General features: G+C 41.0%; 20 protein-coding genes. 8 read left to right on the top strand and 12 right to left on the bottom strand.

Going from position 1 to position 22,176, the window contains the following annotated elements:
* Window positions 1-122: 122 nt before the first annotated feature.
* On the bottom strand, window positions 123-1,067 hold the full coding sequence (locus KAN5_RS11255) for a D-2-hydroxyacid dehydrogenase (protein ID WP_016708212.1): 945 nt from the start codon (window positions 1,065-1,067) through the stop codon (window positions 123-125).
* A 102-nt stretch (window positions 1,068-1,169) separates the two neighbouring features.
* On the opposite strand from KAN5_RS11255, the gene zntR reads away from it, so the two are divergent.
* The 4 genes from zntR (at window position 1,170) to KAN5_RS11235 (ending at window position 4,387) form a co-directional block, all read left to right on the top strand.
* Complete coding sequence (gene zntR / locus KAN5_RS11250; RefSeq protein WP_016708211.1) at window positions 1,170-1,583, top strand: Zn(2+)-responsive transcriptional regulator; 414 nt, start codon at window positions 1,170-1,172, stop codon at window positions 1,581-1,583.
* A complete protein-coding gene (locus KAN5_RS11245; RefSeq protein WP_138554641.1) occupies window positions 1,567-2,736 on the top strand; it encodes an SO_0444 family Cu/Zn efflux transporter in 1,170 nt (389 codons plus the stop codon). Before zntR ends, KAN5_RS11245 begins: the two co-directional genes overlap by 17 nt.
* Window positions 2,737-2,896: 160 nt before the next feature.
* Window positions 2,897-4,030: a 1-acyl-sn-glycerol-3-phosphate acyltransferase gene (locus KAN5_RS11240; RefSeq protein WP_016708209.1), complete on the top strand. Its 1,134-nt coding sequence runs from the start codon at window positions 2,897-2,899 to the stop codon at window positions 4,028-4,030.
* Window positions 4,031-4,141: 111 nt separating this feature from the next.
* A complete protein-coding gene (locus KAN5_RS11235; RefSeq protein ID WP_016708208.1) occupies window positions 4,142-4,387 on the top strand; it encodes a DUF1289 domain-containing protein in 246 nt (81 codons plus the stop codon).
* Here the strand turns inward: KAN5_RS11235 and KAN5_RS11230 are convergent.
* Window positions 4,384-5,079 (bottom strand): transporter substrate-binding domain-containing protein, encoded by a 696-nt coding sequence (locus tag KAN5_RS11230; RefSeq protein WP_029216103.1) that lies wholly within the window; start codon window positions 5,077-5,079, stop codon window positions 4,384-4,386. The genes KAN5_RS11235 and KAN5_RS11230 overlap by 4 nt on opposite strands.
* A 260-nt stretch (window positions 5,080-5,339) precedes the next feature.
* Here KAN5_RS11230 and KAN5_RS11225 point away from each other — a divergent pair, with 260 nt between their 5' ends.
* The 3 genes from KAN5_RS11225 to KAN5_RS11215 are packed head-to-tail and all read left to right on the top strand — an operon-like array spanning window position 5,340 to window position 10,487.
* Window positions 5,340-5,543 carry a DUF3283 family protein gene (locus KAN5_RS11225; RefSeq protein WP_016708206.1) on the top strand — a complete coding sequence of 68 codons (204 nt, stop codon included), beginning with the start codon at window positions 5,340-5,342 and terminating at the stop codon, window positions 5,541-5,543.
* Window positions 5,543-5,947 (top strand): GNAT family N-acetyltransferase, encoded by a 405-nt coding sequence (locus KAN5_RS11220; protein WP_244389719.1) that lies wholly within the window; start codon window positions 5,543-5,545, stop codon window positions 5,945-5,947. Before KAN5_RS11225 ends, KAN5_RS11220 begins: the two co-directional genes overlap by 1 nt.
* Window positions 5,948-5,975: 28 nt before the next feature.
* Entirely contained in the window at window positions 5,976-10,487 is a 4,512-nt protein-coding gene (locus KAN5_RS11215) for an EAL domain-containing protein (RefSeq protein WP_244389718.1), read from the top strand.
* Between the two features lie 73 nt (window positions 10,488-10,560).
* On the opposite strand, the gene KAN5_RS11210 is transcribed toward KAN5_RS11215, so the two are convergent.
* Window positions 10,561-11,508 carry an ion transporter gene (locus tag KAN5_RS11210; RefSeq protein ID WP_016708203.1) on the bottom strand — a complete coding sequence of 316 codons (948 nt, stop codon included), beginning with the start codon at window positions 11,506-11,508 and terminating at the stop codon, window positions 10,561-10,563.
* A 14-nt stretch (window positions 11,509-11,522) separates the two neighbouring features.
* Complete coding sequence (locus KAN5_RS11205; protein WP_016708202.1) at window positions 11,523-14,183, bottom strand: bifunctional acetate--CoA ligase family protein/GNAT family N-acetyltransferase; 2,661 nt, start codon at window positions 14,181-14,183, stop codon at window positions 11,523-11,525.
* Window positions 14,184-14,354: 171 nt separating this feature from the next.
* Here KAN5_RS11205 and KAN5_RS11200 point away from each other — a divergent pair, with 171 nt between their 5' ends.
* A complete protein-coding gene (locus KAN5_RS11200; RefSeq protein WP_016708201.1) occupies window positions 14,355-15,071 on the top strand; it encodes an SIMPL domain-containing protein in 717 nt (238 codons plus the stop codon).
* A 2-nt stretch (window positions 15,072-15,073) separates the two neighbouring features.
* Here KAN5_RS11200 and KAN5_RS11195 read toward each other — a convergent pair whose 3' ends face one another.
* The 8 genes from KAN5_RS11195 to KAN5_RS11160 form a co-directional block, all read right to left on the bottom strand.
* On the bottom strand, window positions 15,074-15,769 hold the full coding sequence (locus KAN5_RS11195; protein ID WP_016708200.1) for a hypothetical protein: 696 nt from the start codon (window positions 15,767-15,769) through the stop codon (window positions 15,074-15,076).
* Window positions 15,770-15,899: 130 nt separating this feature from the next.
* Window positions 15,900-17,732, bottom strand: coding sequence for a DUF885 domain-containing protein (locus tag KAN5_RS11190; protein WP_244389717.1), 1,833 nt, complete (start codon window positions 17,730-17,732; stop codon window positions 15,900-15,902).
* A gap of 73 nt (window positions 17,733-17,805) precedes the next feature.
* Window positions 17,806-18,942 (bottom strand): radical SAM family heme chaperone HemW, encoded by a 1,137-nt coding sequence (hemW, locus tag KAN5_RS11185; protein ID WP_244389716.1) that lies wholly within the window; start codon window positions 18,940-18,942, stop codon window positions 17,806-17,808.
* Complete coding sequence (locus KAN5_RS11180) at window positions 18,939-19,538, bottom strand: XTP/dITP diphosphatase (RefSeq protein WP_244389715.1); 600 nt, start codon at window positions 19,536-19,538, stop codon at window positions 18,939-18,941. The genes hemW and KAN5_RS11180 overlap by 4 nt, the downstream gene beginning before the upstream one ends.
* A gap of 3 nt (window positions 19,539-19,541) precedes the next feature.
* Window positions 19,542-19,985: a DUF4426 domain-containing protein gene (locus KAN5_RS11175; protein WP_244389714.1), complete on the bottom strand. Its 444-nt coding sequence runs from the start codon at window positions 19,983-19,985 to the stop codon at window positions 19,542-19,544.
* A 55-nt stretch (window positions 19,986-20,040) separates the two neighbouring features.
* Window positions 20,041-20,574: a YggT family protein gene (locus KAN5_RS11170; protein WP_016708195.1), complete on the bottom strand. Its 534-nt coding sequence runs from the start codon at window positions 20,572-20,574 to the stop codon at window positions 20,041-20,043.
* Between the two features lie 49 nt (window positions 20,575-20,623).
* On the bottom strand, window positions 20,624-21,445 hold the full coding sequence (proC, locus tag KAN5_RS11165) for a pyrroline-5-carboxylate reductase (RefSeq protein ID WP_244389713.1): 822 nt from the start codon (window positions 21,443-21,445) through the stop codon (window positions 20,624-20,626).
* Between the two features lie 15 nt (window positions 21,446-21,460).
* Window positions 21,461-22,174, bottom strand: a complete 714-nt coding sequence (locus tag KAN5_RS11160; RefSeq protein WP_016708193.1) for a YggS family pyridoxal phosphate-dependent enzyme — start codon at window positions 22,172-22,174, stop codon at window positions 21,461-21,463.
* Between the last annotated feature and the right edge of the window lie 2 nt (window positions 22,175-22,176).

The raw sequence follows: 22,176 nt of genomic DNA, 5'->3' as shown, positions 1-22,176 counted from the left end.
TTAGTAGCAAAGAATCTGCCAATATTTTTACTTATTAAAAATCATATGGTTAGTTGTTTTTTGCAAGGTGGAAAACTGTATTTAACCACCTTGCATAGTGTTAAAGGCTAAAATTTAGTTTATTACACCAACCTATTTAAGCTTTCGCCTTGGCTAAATGCACTGATATTTAGGCTCACCTGTTTCACTAAGCGAATAATTGACTCCTCGCTTGCCCATGCTATATGGGGAGTTAAAATTAAGTTGTCGCCACGATAAACGGCTAATGGGTTATTCTCTGCCGCAGGCTCTTTGGTTAATACATCAAATCCAGCTCCTGCTATTTGTTTATTAGTCAATGCCTGCGCTAACTGTGCTTCATTAACAATCCCACCGCGGGCAGTGTTAATTAAAATGGCGCTTGGTTTCATCATTGCCAGCTCTTCGCTGCCAATTAGATCTCGGCTTTCATCCGTTAATGGACAATGAATACTGATAATATCTGCATTCTTTATTGCCTGATAAAACTCCGTGCGGCCTTCTCTTGGCTTATCACCTTTGCGCTCACTGATGATCACATTTGCACCAAACGCCTTTGCAACATCAGCAACGGCTTTGCCAAGCGAGCCATAACCGATAATAGCGAAGGTTTTATCGCCAATATCATTAAAGCTATAATCCAAACGACAGAACATGTCGCTTTGTTGCCAAAGACCTTGTTGACAGTCAGCAATATAGCGGTGGGTGTTACCGAGTAAGTTGGTGATCAACGCAAAAGTATGTTGAACAACTGAAGGCGTTGAGTAGCCCGCAACATTAGTCACAGCAATACCAAACTCTTTAGCGGCTGCTAAATCAACATTGTTAGTGCCAGTTGCAGCTACACAGATAAGCTTCAACTCTGGAAGTTTTGCCAGCGTTTCACGATTAAGCACCACTTTATTGGTGATCAACACCTGAGCTCCGCTACTGTGAGCTAATACTTGTTCAGGGCTAGTTAGCGGATAGCTGGTGAAATTACCAAGCGTTTGAAAAGGCTCAAGTGATGTGCCTGCTAATGTGGCAGTATCGAGAAGGGTAATATTCATGCGCTTTCCTTATTAAATAAAATGATTTTAATGCTTGACCTTGGTGTGTACTCTAAGGTTTATACTAGGCATCAGTTGCTAATACTCTTATTGGAGACACAGGTGAAAATAGGTGAGTTTGCTAATCAATTAGGTGTCTCTACAGATACTCTAAGATACTATGAAAAACATAATTTGTTAACGCCATCGAGTCGAACTGGGGCAGGTTACCGTGATTACGATGAAACCGCATTAAAACAAATGGAGTTTATTTTACGCGCTAAGAATGTTGGTTTTAGTTTGTCAGAGATCAAAGAATTATTGCAAATTAAGTTTAAAAAGCACCAGCACTCATGCCATGAAGTGAAAAATTTAACAATTCAAAAACGTGATTTAGTCGCAAAACGTATTGCTGAATTAACACGCTTTCATAAATCATTATCGATACTGGCTGACAGGTGCTGCGGCGGTGAAGAGCCTGCCGATAATTGTTCGATATTAACCACGTTGGAGGACATAGATGGACTTACTCAATAATTTTTGGCAGCTATTTCTATTATCAGCTCCTTGGCTAATGCTTGGCTTGCTCATTGCTGGGATATTAAATGTGTATTTACCGGCAAATTTCTTAAATACCCATTTAGGTAAAGAAGGTTTTTGGACCACAGTAAAAGCGGCTTTAATTGGCGCACCAATGCCTTTATGTTCGTGTGGTGTTATTCCTGCGGCGATAGGTCTCAGGCGAGCAGGCGCTTCAAAAAGTGCTACGACGGCGTTTTTAGTTTCAACGCCTGAAACAGGGGTTGATTCGGTGTCAGTATCGTATGTGTTATTAGGCCCATTTATGGCGATTATCCGCCCCATAGCCGCAATATGCAGTGCCATTGTGGCAGGTGTGTTAGTAGGGCGTGACACTGATAAGCAGCACCTAGAATTAGAGCCTGAAGTTAAAAGCAGTTGCTGCACCGCGAAAGCAGCAGCGTCAGAAACTAAAGCAAGTTGCTGCGCACCTAAACAGGTAGATCCAGAAATTAAAAGTAGTTGTTGCGCGTCAAAACCGGCAGCGCCTACAGCTGAAACCAGTTGTTGCGATACATCAAGCGTTGCAGCGCCAAGCCAATGGCAAAAGATGCGCCAAGCACTGAGCTTTAGCTGTAACAAGCTATTATCCGATACTATGGTGTGGTTAATGATTGGTTTATTTTTTGCGGCATTAGTACAAACATATGTGCCAGAATCCTTTTTAACACAGTGGGGTAGCGGTATTCTCGCTATGTTAGTGGTGATATTGATCAGTATTCCTATGTATATTTGTGCCACAGCATCGACGCCTATTGCGGCTGGTTTGTTATTGAGTGGGGTATCTCCAGGGGCTGTATTAGTGTTTATGCTTGCAGGACCAGCCACAAATATTGCTACTTTAGGTGTTGTGGCTAATGAGCTTGGTAAACGTGCTGTTGCGGCTTATTTAACTGGCGTCATCGGTGTTGCATTATGCTTTGGTTTTTTAACTGATTATTTAGTAACTGAGTTTGGTTTTGTTGTTACCCCATTATTAGGTGAAGAACATGAAGTGTTGCCACACTGGTTAAGTTTTATTTGCGGAGTAATTTTAATCATACTGATGTTGCGTCTAGTTGCGATAGCATGGCAAAAAAAACGTCAAGTAACTGGTAAGAGCATTGCGTAATTAAGTGTTCTATAAGTACTTTCAAGAGCGCATCTCAGTTTGCACTAAAATGCAATAGTGTGAGTTAGTTCGCATTTTAGTTTGCCTGAGTTATAATCGGGAGCATAATATAAACGGTACGTATTTTACGTGCCGTTTTTTTAACTTTATAGAAGCAGTAATGAGTGAATTAGTGGATAAGTACGCCGATATAAGACCTTACAACGACGACGAAGTAGCTGACTCAGTTGCTCGTTTGATTGCAGATAACGCATTTATTGATGTATTAGCAAAATATAATTTGCCGCGCTTTATATCCTCGGTGCCATTTTTTGCGCGTTTTTTAGTTCGCCGCCAACTACAAAAAAAATGGGGGGCTGTTAACTCTGTTGAACAAGTACAGCAAGAGGTGGCCAAGTATTTAGCATTATTAGTGAAGCGCACTACCTCAGAAGTTACTTTTTCTGGGTTAGAGCAACTGGATCCAAAACAAGCGTATTTATTTATCTCAAATCATCGCGATATCGTACTTGATCCTGCATTAGTGAATTGGGGATTGTTTAGCCATAATATGAAAACAGTGCGTATCGCTATAGGCGATAACCTACTGCAGATCCCTTATATTACGGAGTTAATGCGTCTTAATAAGAGTTTTATTGTTAAGCGCTCAGCTAAAGCACCTAAAGAGATGCTCAAAGCATTATCACAACTTTCAGCGTATATCTATGATTCACTTGCTGGTGGTCATTCTATTTGGATTGCGCAAAAAGAAGGTCGTGCAAAAGATGGTTTTGATCAAACCGATCCAGCGTTACTGAAAATGTTGCAATTAAATGGCCGCAAACAAAAGAAAGAGTTTTCTGAATACGTACGTGAGCTAAAAATTGTGCCGGTATCAATTTCTTATCAATATGAGCCGTGTGCAATTGCGAAAGCGAAGGAGTTGTACCATAGGCAACATCATGGTCAGTATGTAAAATCGGCCGGTGAAGATATTGCCAGTATTGTTGAAGGCTTTAGTGCCGCCAAAGGACATGTTCATTTAGCGTTTGGCCAGCCAATTGAAACAGGCTGTGAGTCGCCTGAACAGTTAGCAAAAACCATCGATGAACAAATCATTGACTCATTCTTTTTACACCCGGGTAATTATATTGCCGGTGGTTGTAAGCAAGCTGTCATTGATAAAGCAGACGCACAGTCATTTGAGCAACGCATGGCGCATGTCCCGGATGAGTTAAAGCCCTTGGTGTTAGCTATGTATGCAAAGCCTTTTCATCGTAAAGCTGAATACAACAGTAAAGAACACGAACAATAAAATTAACCAAGGTTCAGGTTCAATAGATTTAAAACCGTCATTAAGTTACGGTTTTTTTTCGTTTAAAAAACGGGCTATACTCAAAACACGCTTTATTGACTGATGCTGGCTATGCAACAAATTGAAATTTTTGAAATTCCAAGCCCTTGCAAAGGCATTTGTGAGGTGAATAACCGCGGCTATTGCAAAGGCTGCTATCGCAGCCGCGAAGAACGGTTTGGCTGGAATTCATTTTCAAATGTTGAAAAAAAACATGTCATCAGTTTATGCCAACAGCGCTATAAGCGTTACTTACAAAAACGCAGAGCGCTTACTGAACAAGCCGCTTCACCTAAGCAGGAAGATTTTGGTTTCTAATCAAGATTATATTTAGCTTTGAGCAATCTGATGGTGCCGTTTTCATTTAGTTTATGCAGTTGTTCTTCGAGTTTAGGTATTAACGCACGATGGCGAGAATGCAAAAAGTGAAAGCTTTGGATCGGCGCAAGTAGCTCAATTTGAAATTTATTAACATCAAACTGAGGGTGCTTCGTCGATAATAAAAAATCGAGCAGTAATACCCCTTGTACTTTTTGTTGAGTGAGTAGATTGAGCTGTGCAGTAACACTTTTCACTTTAATTATATCCCCCATAAATGGGTGCTCGTCTAAGTAATTTTGTGCTGCAGGGTAGCCAACTTGAATGGCGATACTGTTAATTTGTTCAAATGTACATTGCTGGCAGTTTTTTAAAAGTACTAGATTAAATTCAAACAGTGGGAAGTTTACTGCATGTAAGTTTGTGTATTGTTGGCTGATTGTTGAAACGCGCCCTAATTGACCATCAAGAGTACCATTATTGGCAGCAGATAAAGCGCTTTGGTGGTTAAAGTCAATAATATGTACTTCATAACCAAGTTCGTTATAAGCAAGGGTCATTAACTCAATAACATAGCTGGCTTGCGGCGTGTCTGCCGGGCGATTAAATAGCATATGTTGGTTTTTTGCAACACTACCAAATGGTGCAAGCAAACTGCATACTATGATGTATTGGAAGAAATATTTAATCACATCGTTTCCATATTGGGACGAAAAACGCCTTCAATCTACGTTTAAAAGCTAAAAAGCGCAAGTTTAGCCGAGACTCTTTTATTTATACCCACCCCCCTGGATGCAGAATTCTGCGTTTCACAGGGCTTAATATCAAGGCGTAACTTTGCATCTTGCCTAAATTGCCTTTTATTCCAACAGCGCTCGCATCTTAAGGTGGTTTGGGTATAGTTGTTTGTTATAATTTAGGTATTAATATGAACAGTGATAGCAGGTAATTTATGTCGTTTAATTTATGTTTACTGCCGCGTGAGCAAAAATATCAAATACAGCTCGATTACGAGGCGTCATTTTGGGCTTATCAAATAAAGCGCGGTAAGACTACTCGTGAGCAAATATATAATACTATTCATAACCGTCCGGTTGCAGAGCAAATGTTTTTAAAACAACAGTTTGAACAGTATTTAGCAACGATGCAAAGTTGATGGGCACACTACGTTTTGAGCGTTTAGAGGCGATTAAAACCCCCTTAGTTAATAAGTTTTACAGTCAATATAATGCCCGTGGCCGAGCAACCAAAGGTGATCAAGTATGGGTTGCCTACCATGACTTGATTATTGTCGCTGCATGTCGAATTCAACATCGTGACGGTTATTTATTCTTATCAACTGTGCTGGTTGCACCAAATAGACGTCGTCAAGGGCTCGCAAAGCAACTACTAAAGCATGTCTTGTCTAATCAAAATTCACTCGTTTATACGTTTGCTTACGTAGAATTAGCTGATTTTTATCAATCAATAGGCTTTAACTTTGTGCTAACATTACCAACACCTTTGGATACATTGTTTGCTGTTTATCAACAACGCAAAATAGTGGCCATGCAGTATTAATTTGTTCAACAAAGATGTGGAAATTTAAATGGCTAAATGGTTTAAGGCTTGTATTTTATGTTGGTTAGCCGCCTGTGTAGTTGCTAGCCAATTTGCTTTAGCACAGGTAAAACGTTTATCGCCTAGTGAAGGTTTGTCACAAAGCTATGTAAGTAACATGCTAATTGATAACAGTGGTTATTTATGGCTCGCGACAGAAGGTGGCTTGAATCGTTACGACGGCTATCAAGTTGTGCACATAGCGGGGCCTAATGGCGAGTTAGATGAAGCGATGATTGATGTTCTTTATCAAGATCCCGCAGGTTATATTTGGATTGCTTCATTAGTTGCTGGGCTGTTTCGTTATGATCCAAGTACTGATAGTTATCAACAGTTTTTATCAAAACCTATAAGTGAAGAGCAAGTCTTAAGTCAGTCTGTATTTACTATGCTCGCAACCGATGACAAGTCATTATGGATAGGTCGAGGCTGGGACTTTGCTCGTCTTGATTTAGCCACGGGGCAAATTGAAACAATCTTTGAACTACCCGGAGAACGCGATCGTGGCACAGTGATCCGGAATTTATTGCATTATAAAGATTATATTTTTATTGCTGCCAGTAGCGGCGCTTATGTTTATCATATTCCTACTGGGCAATATCGAAAGTTAGAGCACTTAAGTAAAGAGCCTGAGCATGCCTATCAAAATTATGTAAAGTCACTAGCCATTGGCGAAAATGAACAATTGTATGTGGGGGCAGTACGCGGCTTGTATCAAGTTGATATTAGTGATTTACCTACTATGTTTGAACGCCCAGATATCCCTTTTAAAAATAAAACTATTCTTGCCGATCTTAATGTTTGGAAAATAATTAATGAACATAGCACTCTTGAACTAGGTACAGATAAGGGCTTATTCAAATTAAATTTAACTACTGGCGAGCTCATTAAAAACAAAAGGTTAGAAGAAAGTAAATACTCACTGGTGGATCCAAGTATTATCGATATAGTTAAAGATAGAAATGGTGCTATGTGGGCTGCCACAAAAAGTGATGGGGCATTTTACTTACCTTATGACAATTACCATTTTGAAAATATGAATGCCAGTATGCTTTCAGGTGATGGGTTGTCACATCCTTCTATTTGGGGAATAACCGAGTTTGAAAACAAGCTCTGGTTAGCGACCCATAATGGCTTAACTGCGGTTGATTTAAAAACTAACCAAAGTCAGGTATTTTTAAAAGACTATCAAGCAGATTTATTTACTACCGCATTTAATATTTACAAAATCACTCCCTACAAAAATAGACTGTGGTTATATACTAATCGCGGCATATTCAGTTTTGATCCACAGAGCCACGAAATTTTTCCTGCTAAAACGGCCGATCCTAGTCAACAACATCTGATCACTGGCAAGGTGCATGGTTCTATCTTAATGCCTACTGGAGACTTATTTTATGTTCATTCCGATCATGGCATGTTTGTTTATAATGTTGATAGTCAAACAATAACCTCTTTAGGTGGTGAGTTTGAAAGTTTTGAGCCGTTTTTGAGTTATGGTTTCTTTCCGCCATTATCTACCAAACCTGAATCACCGCTGTTTTTTAATGCTGGGGTATTATATCAGGTTGATCCAAATACGTTTGCTTTGACAAAAATTTATACCGTTCCTGAGCAGCATGAAAACCTTGCTGTGAACGTGATGTCTTATGTTGTTGATAATAATAATGTGCTGTGGATCAGCTTATCTAACTTTGGCTTGATTGGCCTCGATGCAACGACCTACCAGTTACTTTATACCATCGACTTAGATAAAAATAAGCTCGGTACTTTAATGTACGACATGGTATTAGATGAGATGGGCATGATTTGGATGAGTAGTCATAAAGGTATTTGGCGACTAAACCCTGAGAATAAGCACTTTCAACAATTTACGACTTCAGAAGGCTTGGCCTCTACAGAGTTTAACAGTGGTGCAGTTACGCGTTTAAAAACCGGACAAATAGTGTATGGCACATTAAAGGGGTTTACGTACTTTTACCCAAATGAAAATCACCCAAAGCATGGCTTAATTGATCACGTTAATATCACCAGTATTGATTTAATGTCGCGTGAATTGTCGACTGATCTCAAACAACCGATCAAAAAAATTGTTTTAGAACATGATGATATTGGTCTTGAAGTGGCTTTTTCGGCGATGGCATTTAACTATCAAGAACGTATTATTTACGAATACCAACTCTCAGATGGGCAGAAGTCTTATACTCGTAATAATAATCGAGTGCTGTTTCCAAAATTAAATCCCGGTCGATATCAATTAAAAGTTTGGGCGACAGATCCAATGACTGGAGATTACACTGCACCGGCCGTGCTGGATATTGTGGTTAAGTATCCACTATGGCGAGCACCTCAATTTATGGTGCTCTATGCGGTAGTGTTTTTTGTCTTAATTGCCAGTTGGGTTATGCGTCGTAACCGGATCCAGCAGCTATTGCTTGCAGCTCATAGAGAAAGTCAAGAAAGTGAAGCGCGCTTAAAGCTAGCCTTAGAGGGGAGTCGTTCAGGGGTATGGGACTGGCATTCCAGCAGTCCAATCATTTATCAACCACGGCTTAAAAATGAACTCGGCTATGATGTTGAATCGGTTAATTTGGATGATTATTTAGCTAAAATTCATCCTAAAGATAAACAAAATTTTCGTATCGAGTGGTTAGAGTTTTTATCAACAGAAAAGGGGTACTTTAATTGTACTTATCGACTACGTCATAAGTCAGGGCATTGGCGTTGGTATAAAGATTTTGGCAAAGTCGTTGCCTGGCAAGGTACTACACCGGATAAAGTAGCTGGCACTTACACTAATATGACACGTGAATTAGTGTTTGAAGAGCGTGCGCGCTTATTTGGTGCTGCATTTGAGCAAACCCGCGACTGGGTATTTATTTTAGATAAAAGTTTACGAATTTTAGCGACCAACAAAGCATTACAAAGTGCATTTGATTTCCCGGTTGAGTATCGTTCTAGTTGCTCATTACATTTAGGGCTAAGCCGCAGTGTTCGCGTTAATTACTTACGGGTTATGAAAGAATTACAAGTCGGTGAGCATTTTTCTGCTGAAGATACCGTATATCTTGCCAATGGCGAGCCGCGCCATGTGTTGATCAAGGTGAGTGCCGTTGCTGATTCTGAGCAACGCTTAGAAAGTTACGTTGTGATTTTAACTGATATAAATGCGCAAAAGCTGGCAGAGAATGAATTGTTTGTATTAGCAAATTACGACAGCTTAACCGGCTTACCAAATCGCACTTTATTTAATGACCGAGTTGAGCATGCGCTTGAGCAAGCCAAAGCCCAAAATACAAAAGCTGCACTGCTTAATATTAATATTAAGCGCTTTAAATATTTTAATGACTCGCTAGGGCATGAAGCTGCTGATGAGATCATAAAAGCAGTGGCTCTAAGGTTGAAATCGCGTTTGCAAGCCAAAGATAGTGTTGCTCGTTTCAGTGGCGACGAATTTATGCTGCTAGTCGAAGGTATTCAACAAATCGAAGAGGTGGTTTTATTATGTGTTAAATTGATGGCTAGTATGAATGACAATATTATCATTCATGATCAGGCCATTAGTATCAGTTTAAGCATTGGTGTTGCTATGGCTCCCGATGATGCGCTCAATGCGAAGGATTTAATAAAAGCCGCTGATATAGCACTTTATCATTCTAAAAAGAGCTTGGAAGGCTGTTATCAATTTTACAAGCAAGAAATGAATCAACATGTGCAGCGCGCCTTACACTTGGAATCGCAATTAACCCAAGCTTATCAGAACTGCGAATTTTGTAATCATTACCAAGTCATTGTTAATGCTAAAACTCACCAAGCCGATGGGCTTGAAGTATTGCTGCGTTGGCCGGAAAACACCACTTATAAACCACAAGAGTTTGCACTTGCGGCAGAGAGTGTTGGTTTGATCACCAAGATTATGCTGCAAACCTTGGCTAGAGCATTGATAGAGCTGAAACAGTGGCAACAGCAAAGACCTGACTTATATGTATCTATTAATCTTTCGGCATTGGATTTTGAATATAAATCGTTAGTTGAAGAGATCCGCACAGCATTGGTCTCTGCAGATGTGTCGGCCAGCTCAGTGGTGTTTGAAATTACAGAGTCCGTGTTGATGCATGATTCTTCACAAGCTCTTGCGAGTATGTCGAAATTGAAGCAGTTAGGTTGTCGTTTATATATGGATGATTTTGGTACTGGCTATGCGTCTTTAACATATTTAAAGCGTTTTCCTATCGATGTGCTAAAAATTGACCGTAGTTTTGTGACTGATATTGGTATAGATAGCGATGATGAAGCGATTATTGAGTCAACGCTGGCATTAGCAAAAAGCTTAGGTAAAGAATGTGTTGCTGAAGGGGTTGAAACGGCGCAACAGCTGACCTTTTTACGCAACTTAGGCTGTAATTTATTTCAAGGATACTTGTTTAGTAAACCAATTCCAGGTGATGATGTAAGTGCATTATTAAGCAAAGATTGGCGTTCATTGTTTAACGAAGAGTAATAACCTTGTTGAGAACCAACACCATAATCTAATTAATTGTGGTGTTGGCGACAAAGCTTGAACTAAAGCTTTGCTAGTCTTGGCGTTCACCACAGTGACGGCAATAAAGATTTTTAGTACGTGCACTTAGTTGAGATTTAATTGCTTTATTTGCTTCTTGTTTACTCAGGCCAAGCTTACAACGTAAGTGTTCTAAATGCTCTAGCTGATCATCATCTAGCTTACCGTCATGAAGGCATTCATGCACGGCATCACAAAAAAGTACGCGACGTTTGCGTAACTGCTCTGAGAAACTTGAAGCAAGTAAACCTGTCGGAATAGCCACCATCCCCATACTGAGTAGTGTTATTACACCGCCAAAAATACGGCCTAATGGTGTTACGGGCACAACATCGCCGTAGCCTACCGTTGTTAGGGTTGCCATTGCCCACCACATTGCCGCAGGAATGGAGCCAAACTTATCTGGCTGAACATCATGTTCAATTAAATAAATGCCACAAGAGGCTAAAATGAGCACCACAGCCATGATAAAAAATGCAGCGATAAGTGAACCACTTTCTTCTCGGAATGATTGCAATAGTAGCTGCATAGCCCGTGAGTAGCGGGTCAGTTTAAAGATCCTGAGCAGCCTAAATACCCTTAAGAAACGTAAATCAAACGTGATAAACATCATCAGTAGTGTTGGTAAAATAGCTAGTAAATCTATGATAGCGAGCGGGGAAATTAAGTACTTTAAGCGGCGTTTAAAGTCACTGCACTCTAAGCTTTTGTATTCTACGCGGTCAACGCATGACCAAAAACGTAATAAATATTCGACAGCAAATATACTCACCGAGCCGATCTCGAGTATTAAAAATGCCTGTTTATAGTGATGAGCTAGAGTAACGACAGATTCAAGGACAATCGCAATCACATTAACCATTATCAGCGTTATTAAAAATATGTCGATGATGTGGCCGATTTGGCGATATTCACCATTGCCCTCGAGTAGTAAAGCTGTGCGTTGTCGTAAGTTTTTCAAGTTCTTATCCGTGTTTATTTATTGAGATTAAGTACCATGTTAATGCTGCCTTCTTCAAAATCACGACTGATCTTAAAACCTAACTTACGGGCTAATTCAATCATACCGGTGTTTTCTGGTAGGGTGATACCTTCAATAAATTGTACCCCTTGGCTGCGGCAATACTCAATGGCTGCTCGCATTAACAAACCACCTAAGCCAAGCCCTTGGCAGTTTGAACGTACCACAATAGCAAATTCGGCATGGAGTTTGTCAGGATCCATTAATACCCGAGAGACACCAAGCGTTGCGTTGTCTTGCGTGATAATAAAGGCCATTTCACGATCGTAATCAATCTGCGTCATTTTCGCGAGTTGATCATGGTTAAATTGTGGCAACTCACCAAAGAAACGTTTGTAGCGATCTTCTTTTGTAAGTGATTGATCAAACTCTTGATGGGCTTGTTCATCTTCAGGTTTTATGGGTCGCAGTGTCGCTTGAGTATTATTTTTGAGCGTTACTTGCTTAACCAATTCAATTGGATAAGGGCGGATTGATAAGCGCTTACGGTGCGACTGTATTTGGTAGCGGCTTAAAGTCATGGTGGCATCGAGGACTAAGAATTGTCCGTTACTGGCTAAAATCGGGTTTAGCTCTACAGAAGTGATATCAGGTTGATCAATCACTAACTGCGAAATACGGGTCAGTAGCGCACAGAGGCGATACTTATCGACTTTTTCTGGTAGTACTCGGTCTTTGAGTACGCCTTTATCATGAGCTGCGGCAATTAAGTATTTTGCTAAGTTCATATTTAATGGCGGCAAAGCGACCGCTGCTTGAGCAAATTCAAGGCCAGTGCCGGCTTCCCCAAGTAAAATAACCGGGCCAAAATTTGGCTCTGTTTTGATGGCGATACGCAGTTCATTTGCGCCTGCACGGGGGGCCATTTTTTGTAATGAAAAACCTTCAATGATGGCGTCGGGATAGGTGTTTTTAATCCGTAACAGCATTGCAAAGGCGGTTTGCTCAACTTCTTGGGCATCATTTAGGTTAAGCACTACGCCACCGACTTCAGATTTAGATGGGATGCTAGGGCTTATCAGTTTCAGTGCAACAGGAAAACCTAACTCGATAGCTTGCTCTTTCGCTTCTGTTGGTGTGTATGCTACTTCAGTTTGAATACATTCAACTCCGTAGTGAGCCAGTATTTGACTCGCTTGATGGGTTGATAAGTAGCTTTGCTGCTCTGCTAAAAATTCATTAACGATGGCTTTTGCGGCTTGTTTATTAATTTTTGCATCGTCTGTATTTGATTCCGGAGTTTGTGTAAGGTGTTTTTGGTTGCGGCGATAACTGACTAAGTGCATAAAGGCACGAACGGCGCCCTCTGGTGTGCGATAAGTCGGAATACCGTAGTTACTACACAAGCGACGTGCAGCATAGGCGGCATCTTCACCCATAAAGTTTGTGATCACATAAGGACGTGCCATTTTCGGTAGCTTATTGAGCGTCTGTGCAATGATCAACGCATAATCTTCGCTAGGTGCCAGTGCTGATGGCGTGTGAATGATCAGTAAGTTCTTCACTTCTTTTGCGTGCAGTAAAATTTCTAGCGCTTGCTGGTAGCGCGCGGGGGCTGAATCACCAAAAATATCCACCGGGTTAGAGGTCATATCTGACTGTGGGATCACCTTGTTTAACGCGCAGCGTGTTTCTTCGCTTAGTTGCGTAAGCTTGCCGGAACTTTGCAATAGGCTATCAACGGCCATAACACCAGGACCGCCGCCATTGGTTAAAATAGTTAGTTGCTCTACTTTTAATAGCTTAGGGTGCATGGCAAGGGTTTGTGTGGCAGCGAACAGCTCTGTGAGATCATTTACTCGTAGCATACCAGCGCGTTGAAATAGCGCATCATACACGGCATCTGAACTTTGTTTTCCGCCGGTGTGAATTTCTGCCGCGAGTGCTCCTGCGGCTGTTTTGCCGGTTTTAATGGCGATCACTGGTTTACTAAACGCGGCAGCGCGAGCGGCGGAAATAAAGTTACGTATGTTTTCGATATTATCAATATAGAGCAAAATAGCTTTAGTTTTGGCATCGCGACCTAGAAAGTCTAACAACTCAGCAAAATCAATATCTAAACAATCTCCCATAGATACAAAATAAGAAAAACCAATTTCTTTATTTTTAGCCCAATCTAAAATGGTTGAACATACCGCTGCTGATTGCGATACAAAGGCTATTTTTCCTTCGCTGGCAACAGTGTGAGAAAAGCTCGCATTAAGGCCAATATGGGGGATCAGTAAACCCAAACAATTGGGGCCTAGTAGTGATACTTTGGCTTTTTTGGCTGCATCTTGCAGTGCTATTTTTTGTTCATAATTAAGTCCTGCCGCGATCACTACGGCATTTTTACAACCAAATTCACCTAATTCAGCAATAATTGTCTGCAATGTGTGCTTGTTTGTGCAGATCACCGCAAGGTCGGGAACTTTCGGTAGGGAAGCAATTGATGGGTAGGCTAGTACGCCATGTACGGCGCTGTGTGTTGGGCTTACTGGCATTATCGGGCCGTTAAATCCGCCTTGTAATAAGTTACGCATTACCACAAACCCTGCCCGAGAAACATTATTAGAGGCACCAATTACGGCAACTGATGTAGGGTTAAAAAACTGACTAATGCGTTTTACACTCATGGCCTATCCTTGCTGGTTGTATGTTTTCTTGCGAGGTGATGCAAGAGAATCTTTTTGCTAACGACACTCGCATCTTGAGGTGGTTTGGGTATATGCTCAATGTAACCTGTTTAGGTCAATTTTTCGAGTCTATATACCCATAAATTAATGATTAATATCAAAGGAACGTAAATGAATAAGCCAAATGGATATTACCAATTACTTGGCGCTGCCGTATTAAGCATCGCTATTTTAGGTTGTGGTTGGATTTTAAAATCAGCGGCACTTGATGTAAAAAATATGGAGCGCACCGTTGAAGTTAAAGGACTTGCTGAGCGTGAAGTTGTAGCTGATACCGTTATCTGGCCTGTGCAATTTAGTGATGCAGATAATAATTTAGAAAAGCTGGTTGAGCGGGTTGAGCAAAAAAGCACTGCCGTAGTCGCCTTTTTGAAGCTACATGGTTTTGATGATCAAGAAATAAGCTTGAGTAAACAATCAATCGTTGATAAACAAGCGCGCGAATATGGCGCTGAGAATCAGCAATTTCGTTATATTGCCCGTGCTAATATCACTGTGTATTCACAGCAACCTGATAAAGTACAAAATGCTTTAACAAAGGTGGGGCAGTTGGCAAAGCAAGGTATTGCAATTGTACAAGATAATTATGAAACCCGAGTTGAATACATGTTTACTGGCTTAAATGATATCAAGCCAGAAATGGTGCAAGAGGCCACTGAGAAAGCCCGTGAAGTTGCTCTTAAGTTTGCCAAAGATTCACAATCTAAGCTTGGTAAAATCCGCACTGCAAGACAAGGGCAATTCAGTATTATTGACAGAGATTCAAACACCCCACAAATAAAAAAAGTACGAGTTGTAACCAGTGTAGAATATTACTTGTCAGATTAATTTCATTTATTTTGTACAAGGTAGCGCTCAACTTGCGCTGTTTTACAGCGTAAGTAAGCACCGCAGAGGAGTATTTTATCTTCGCTGAGTTGCCCAGTTATTGAATGGCTTAATGTGAGTAATGCTTTTAAGAAAGCGGCGGTATTTATATTGCCTTTATTTTGTTTTAGCTCAACTTCCATTAATGCTAATAACGCTGAAAATTCATGTTTAGGTAAAGAGTGCTGATTAGGATTACTTGCTATATAGCTTGCAACTGGGGTGAGCCCTACATTATTAATTTGTGCTAATGCTTGCAGTAAATTTTCGTTACTTTCAAAGAGCATCAATGAACGAACATAATTAAACGGTAATTTAGTATTATCAGATTCGCTGAATAAGCTGTGTAAGACATTTTTTTGCTGTTGGTTTTGCTGCGTAAAACCATGATTAAACTTTAACCCCGGAGTAAAAAAGCTTAGCTGATCGATGTTATTTAACTGGTTTATCATGGCAGTTGGTAGTGAGTGTTGGGTTAGTATCCGTGTGGCAATATTTTGTAAGTAAGCATATTTTACGCTCATTCGTTGGGCGCTTTCATACAAATGCAGTAATTGCAGCGTTTGCTGTGTGTCAGATAAGCGCACAAATGAATCAACAATGGCTGGTAACTGATGCTGTTGCATTTGTTGGTTTAGTTGGTTAATACAGGCGTCCATTGTTGCTCTCTTATTCGTTTTATCAATCTATCCTAGCCTAACGCCTTCACTGGTCAAGTGTTTCTCAATAATATGGGCAATAAAAAAGGCCGCGAGTGCGACCTTTGAATTTGTTATATAGCCGAGCTGGTTACATGGCTAATTTACTTTCAACCCATTGATCAACAAAGCTCTCAAGTACGTTAAGTGGCACTGCGCCATTTTTAAGTACAACATCGTGGAATTGGCGAATATCAAACTTATCACCAAGTTTCACTTTCGCAGCTTCTCTTAGTTCTAAAATCTTCAGCATGCCCACTTTATAAGCCGTTGCTTGCGAAGGCATTACAATGTGACGTTCCACCATTTTAACGCCGTCTGACGTGGCATTTGGTGTGTTATTTACGTAGTAATCAATACCTTGTTGACGAGTCCACTTCATTTCGTGGATACCGGTATCTACAACTAAGCGACATGCGCGCCATAGCTCCATTGATAAGCGACCAAAGTCAGAATAAGGGTCTTCATATAAGCCCATTTCTTTTGGTAGTAATTCAGAGTATAAACCCCAGCCTTCAATGTAGGCAGTGTAACCACCAAATTTACGGAACTTAGGTACGCCTTCAAGCTCTTGCGAAATGGCAATTTGCATGTGGTGACCCGGAATACCTTCGTGGTAAGCCAGCGCTTCCATTTGGTAAGTTGGCATTGCTTCCATATCATAAAGGTTGGCGTAGTAAATACCTGGGCGCGAGCCATCCGGTGCAGGCTGTTGATAAAATGCTTTACCTGCTGCTTTTTCACGGAATGCTTCGACACGCTTCACAACCATGTCTGCTTTTGGCTTTACAATGAATAGTTCGTCTAAGCGTGATTTCATGTTGTCGATCAGTGCAGTCGCTTCATCGAGGTATTGCTGCTTACCGGCTTCAGTATTTGGTAAGTAAAACTGCTTATCGGTTTTCATAAACTGCATAAACGCTTTTAAATCGCCTTTAAAGCCGACTTTTTCTTTGATCTCGCGCATTTCATCATGAATACGTGAAACCTCAGCTAAACCAATGCTGTGAATTTCTTTCGCGGTTAAATCTGTGGTGGTAGTACGCGCTAAGGCATTATTATAAAACGCTTCGCCGTCAGGGAACTTCCAGGCACCATCGCGATCATCAGCACGCTTTTCAAGCTGCGCTAAATAATTAATTAGCTTAGAATAAGATGGCTTAACAGCGGCTTTTAGGGCTTTTTCAGCGTCTGTGATTAGCGCGTCTTTATCAGCTTGAGCGATTTCAAGAGCTGTAACTTTACGTTTAAAGTCAGCTAGTAAAGTTGAGTCTTCACCCGCTTCAAACGGCGCACCGTGAATGATATTTTTGCTTGAATCAATCACATGTGGGAACACAAACTTCGGGGCGATAATGCCTTTATCAGCACGTACATCTAAGTCTTTGATCAATTGATCTATTACGGTTGTTACACCATTTAAACGTGAGATATACGCTTTTGCATCAGCCACATCAGTAATTTGATGTTGGTTGATTAAAAATGCTGGGATCATCGAGTGAGTACCAAACATTTGGTTTACAGGGTAGTTGTGGTAACGCCATTTAAAGTCGGCAATGCTTTCTTCAAGCTCTTGTTTTTTTAGGTCATAACTTACTTTTGTGGTGTCATCTAGCAAGTCACGGTTAATCGCATTTAGGGCAACTAAATCATCTTTGGTTTGTTGATGATCTTTTTGCACGCGAGCTTCGCTGCCGTCATCCCATTTGTCATAATCTTTTTTGATACCCATATAAGTTTGGTAAACCGGGCTGCTCATTACATCGCGGTTGAAGGTATCTTCGAAAAATGCATTGGCTTTGTCTATTTCACTTTGCACAGGCTGTGATTGTACAATGGGTGTGCTTGATTGCTCAGGTGTTTGCTGGCAACCACCTAGCAGTGCAATACTCACTGCGGCGGCGATAAAGGTAAGTTTACGCATGTTTTCCCTTTTGTTGTTAGAAACCATTACAGGTTATTAGTTATTATTAAAATGAAGTAATCACCAGAGGTAATTACACAAATAATTCTAGCAGGTCGTTTAAAAAACGATGACCTTTTTGGCTTACTTGCCAATGGTTATCCGTTTGTATGAGCAACCCCTTTACTACTGCTTGTTGTAGTGCCTTGGCTTGGCTTTGCAGTGGTAATTGCGTTAATGCAGTAAAGTCATTGATTGGGCATGGTTCAAATAACCGCAAGCGATTCATAAAAAATTCAAACGGTAAGTCTTGTTGTTCAACTCGCCATTGTTTAAATAAATAAGGCTTCGCTAGATCCATATATCCGCGTGGATGCTTTACTTTTTCAGTTCGGGTAATGATGCCTGTTTTAGCGTCAGTTACCTTAGCATGGGCACCACAGCCTATGCCTAAATAGTCGCCGAAGCGCCAATAATTTAGGTTGTGTTGGCATTGGTAACCTGGTTTTGCGTAGCCTGATATTTCATATTGCTGGTAGCCTGCTGCTGCAAGCAGTGCTTGGCCTTGCTCCTGAATATCCCACAAAATGTCATCCGCTGGCAAAGTCGGTGGCTTAGAAGCAAATTGGGTATTGGCTTCAATTGTCAGTTGATACCACGAGATATGAGGCGGATTTAAGGCTATCACTTTTTTCAAATCACTCAGCGCATCATCTAATGATTGGCCAGGCAAGCCGTGCATCAAATCAAGGTTAAAGCTCGTTAGGCCCGCGTCATGGGCTTGCTGTGCGGCATAGGTTGCTTCATCTGCACCGTGAATTCGTCCTAATGCTTTGAGCTTATCGTTTTGCATGCTTTGCACACCGATTGAGATACGATTAATTCCCGCTGCGACGTATTCTTTAAAACGGCCAGTTTCCACGGTGCCGGGGTTGGCCTCTAAGGTAATTTCGCAGTGTTCACTCAGGCCAATTAATTGCTCAACAGCGCTTAGCAATGTTACATAGGCATCACCTGTTAATAGACTAGGTGTGCCGCCACCAATAAATATGGAGTGAATTTTTCGCCCTTGCACTAAGTGTAAGTCGGTTTTTAAATCATCAATGAGATGTTGTACATATTCCTTTTCAGGAATATCGCCTTTTTGACCGTGACTATTAAAGTCACAATAAGGGCATTTTTGCACGCACCAAGGCACGTGCACGTATAAGCTTAACGGTGGTAAATTCACAGGCCGCCTTTGAGCTTAAGCTCAGTTAGTAAGCGCTGTAATGCTGTGCCACGATGGCTAACAGCATTTTTTTGTTCTTTAGTCAGCTGAGCGCTGGTGCACTTAAGTTCTGGAACATAAAATACGGGATCATAACCAAAGCCACCTTGACCGTCTTGGCTTTGTGTTATCTGACCTTCCCAGCTCGCACTGCAAATTAGTGGAGTAGGATCATCGGCGTGGCGCATTAATACTAATACACACCAAAATCGTGCGCTGCGGTTAGGGTTATCAGCAAGTTCGTTTAATAGTTTATCTATATTATCTTGATCGCTGGCTTGTTCCCCTGCAAAACGTGCAGAGTAAACTCCCGGTGCACCGTTTAACCCATCTACCTCTAAACCAGAGTCATCGGCTATGGCTGGTAAGCCGGTTACTTTTGCTGCATGGCGGGCTTTAATAATGGCATTTTCAACAAAGGTGGTGCCAGTTTCGGCGACTGCTGACACGTTAAAATCGCTTTGTGGTACGACGTTTATTTCAAGCGGGCTTAGCATCTGTGCTAATTCATTGACCTTTCCTTGGTTACCTGTGGCTAAAACTAAGGTTTTTTTCATGGTTTAATCTACATAAAATTTTTGCTGGAATTGCAGCTTTTGAAATTGGTTAGCTTGTTGTATTTCAACTTCAAAGCGAAGAATTTCTTCATTGGTAAAATCAACTTGTGCAAGATAGTAAATCGAGTCGCCTTCAATGACTTCTTTAAAATCTAAGGTTTGTTTATTGCCGAGTAAATTTCTAGCTGTACCTTTAAGAGTGGCTGTTTGCGCTGTTGCATCGGCATTATTTTTCAAAATTGAAATATTAATAATCCCTTTGTAACCACTACGCTCTAGACCGTAAGCTTTGGCTATTTGTGGTTGAACAAACGTAGATGGGAAAGCAATATAGTGCACTTGCCATGGGCCAAGCTCTTTATATTGCGCACCTTGCATTTTCTCACTGTGAGCGCTAAATGTAATACCAGCTAATGCAAAGAATAAAATACTCACTATTTTTTTCATAGGAAGCTCTTAAGTAAGAGGCCTAAATTTATAGGCCTCGGTGTGAAGAATGAGATTAACGGATTAAATCCATAAACAAAAATTGGGCAAATTGTAGTGCAATAATTAGCACTAAAATTGATAAATCTAAACCACCAAGTGGCGGTAATACTTTACGAATAGGTCTAAGCATTGGCTCTGTTAATTGGTGGAAAACAGCTTCGATAGGGTTATTGCCTTGGCTAACCCAGCTCAATAAGGCGCGGATAACTAACACCCAAAACAGCAAGTTTAGACCTTCTTTAACTACTGTTACTAGGGCATTAAAGAGTACAAAGCCCACCTCCCAAGTTGCGCCCACTAAAAAGATCAACGCAGTAATTTTTGCCGCAGCGACAATGAACGCCAGCAATAATGAGGCTAAGTCTAAGCCACCTAAACCTGGAATAATTTTACGCAGAGGGTTTACAGCAAATGAAGTCGCTTTAACTACAAACTGACTCAACGGATTGTAAAAGTCAGCTTTAGCGGCTTGTAACCAAAAGCGCAGCAATACGACCATTAAAAATAGATCGAATAATGTGCTTATTAAAAATTGCATGGCGTTCATAACGTACCTTAATTAAAAAACCTTAAACATTAAATTGGGCTAAGCGCTTTTAAAGCTCTTGCTCCATTTGTTCTGCACGGGCGATACAGGCATCCATTGCATCAGCGACGGTGCCAGTTAGCCCTTGCGCTTTTAGATGCTCAACTGCAGCGTGTGTGGTGCCGCCTTTTGAGGTCACATTAGCGCGTAACTGTGAAATACTGATTTCAGGTTGCGATACCGCCATTTCGGCTGCGCCTAGTGCAGTTTGCTGCACTAAGCGACGTGCATCTTCATCACTAAAGCCCAACGCTTTGGCTTTTTCTTCGATAGCTTCCATAAATAAGAAAAAGTACGCAGGAGACGAACCCGTTACGGCAATAATATCGTTAATTTGAGATTCTTGCTCAACCCACACAGCAATACCCGTACATTCAAATACTTGCTGTACAAACTCGTGCTCTTGCGTAGTTTCGCCTGCGCCAAATAAACCTGATACACCACGACCGAGCAATGATGGTGTGTTTGGCATACAACGGACCATTTTAACGTCTTGACCAAGCATTTCACGTAACCGTTTAACGGTTAAGCCTGCTGCCACAGAGATAAATAGCTTATCGCTAAAGTCGATACCAGAATCTTGAAAAGATTGGCATAAATCGCCCATCATTTGCGGTTTTACAGATAACACAATAACATCGGCATCACGCAGTGCTGCGTTGTTATCTGCGGTGGTTTTAACCCCGAAATCTGCTGCTACCTTAGCGAGTTTTTCTTGGTTACGGTTTGTTGCAATAATATTCGATGCAGCAAAGCCTTTTTTTACCATGCCGCCAATAATGGCGTAGCTCATATTACCTGTGCCTATGAATGCAATTGTTTTATCTGTCATATCTTAGTTATCACCTTAGCTTCGTTGGCCAAAAATATCCGTGCCGATGCGTACCATGGTTGAGCCTGCTGCAATCGCAGCTTCTACATCACCACTCATCCCCATCGATACGGTGTCTATTTGAGGATATTGGGCTTTAAGTCTATCAAAGCAAGCCCGTAATTGCTCAAAATATTGTATTTGTTGCTGCTTGTCGTCTGTTTTTGCTGGAATAGCCATCAGCCCACGTAACTCTAAGTTCGGGCAGTGGTGAATGCATTCAGCTAAGGTATCGAGTTGCGCTGGCTGGCAACCTGACTTAGTCTCTTCTAAACTAATATTCACTTGGATCAGTACTTTTAACGGGGCTTTATCTGTTGGCCTTTGTCTGTTTAAACGTTTTGCTATTTTCTCACGGTCAACACTCTGTACCCAGTCAAAATGTTCAGCCACTGCCGCGGTTTTATTTGATTGAATCGGGCCAATGAAATGCCAAACTATATCGCTATAATTTGCTAGTTGGGTTATTTTATCTACAGCTTCTTGGACGTATGATTCACCAAATTCTCGGTGGCCCTGTTGATAAGCCGCTAAAATAAAATCAGCAGGCTTGGTTTTCGACACAGCCAACAAGCAAACATCACCTTCGTTACGATGATGTTTTTTTGCCGCGAGGGCAATTCTAGCATAGGCGGATTTAAGTCGTTCTGCTATTGTAACCATATAATTATCAGTTAGTTGTGGAGTCATAA

Source organism: Pseudoalteromonas sp. KAN5, assembly GCF_022846535.1.
Classification (GTDB): Bacteria; Pseudomonadota; Gammaproteobacteria; order Enterobacterales; family Alteromonadaceae; genus Pseudoalteromonas; species Pseudoalteromonas haloplanktis.
This window is presented reverse-complemented; position numbering and strand designations above follow the sequence as displayed.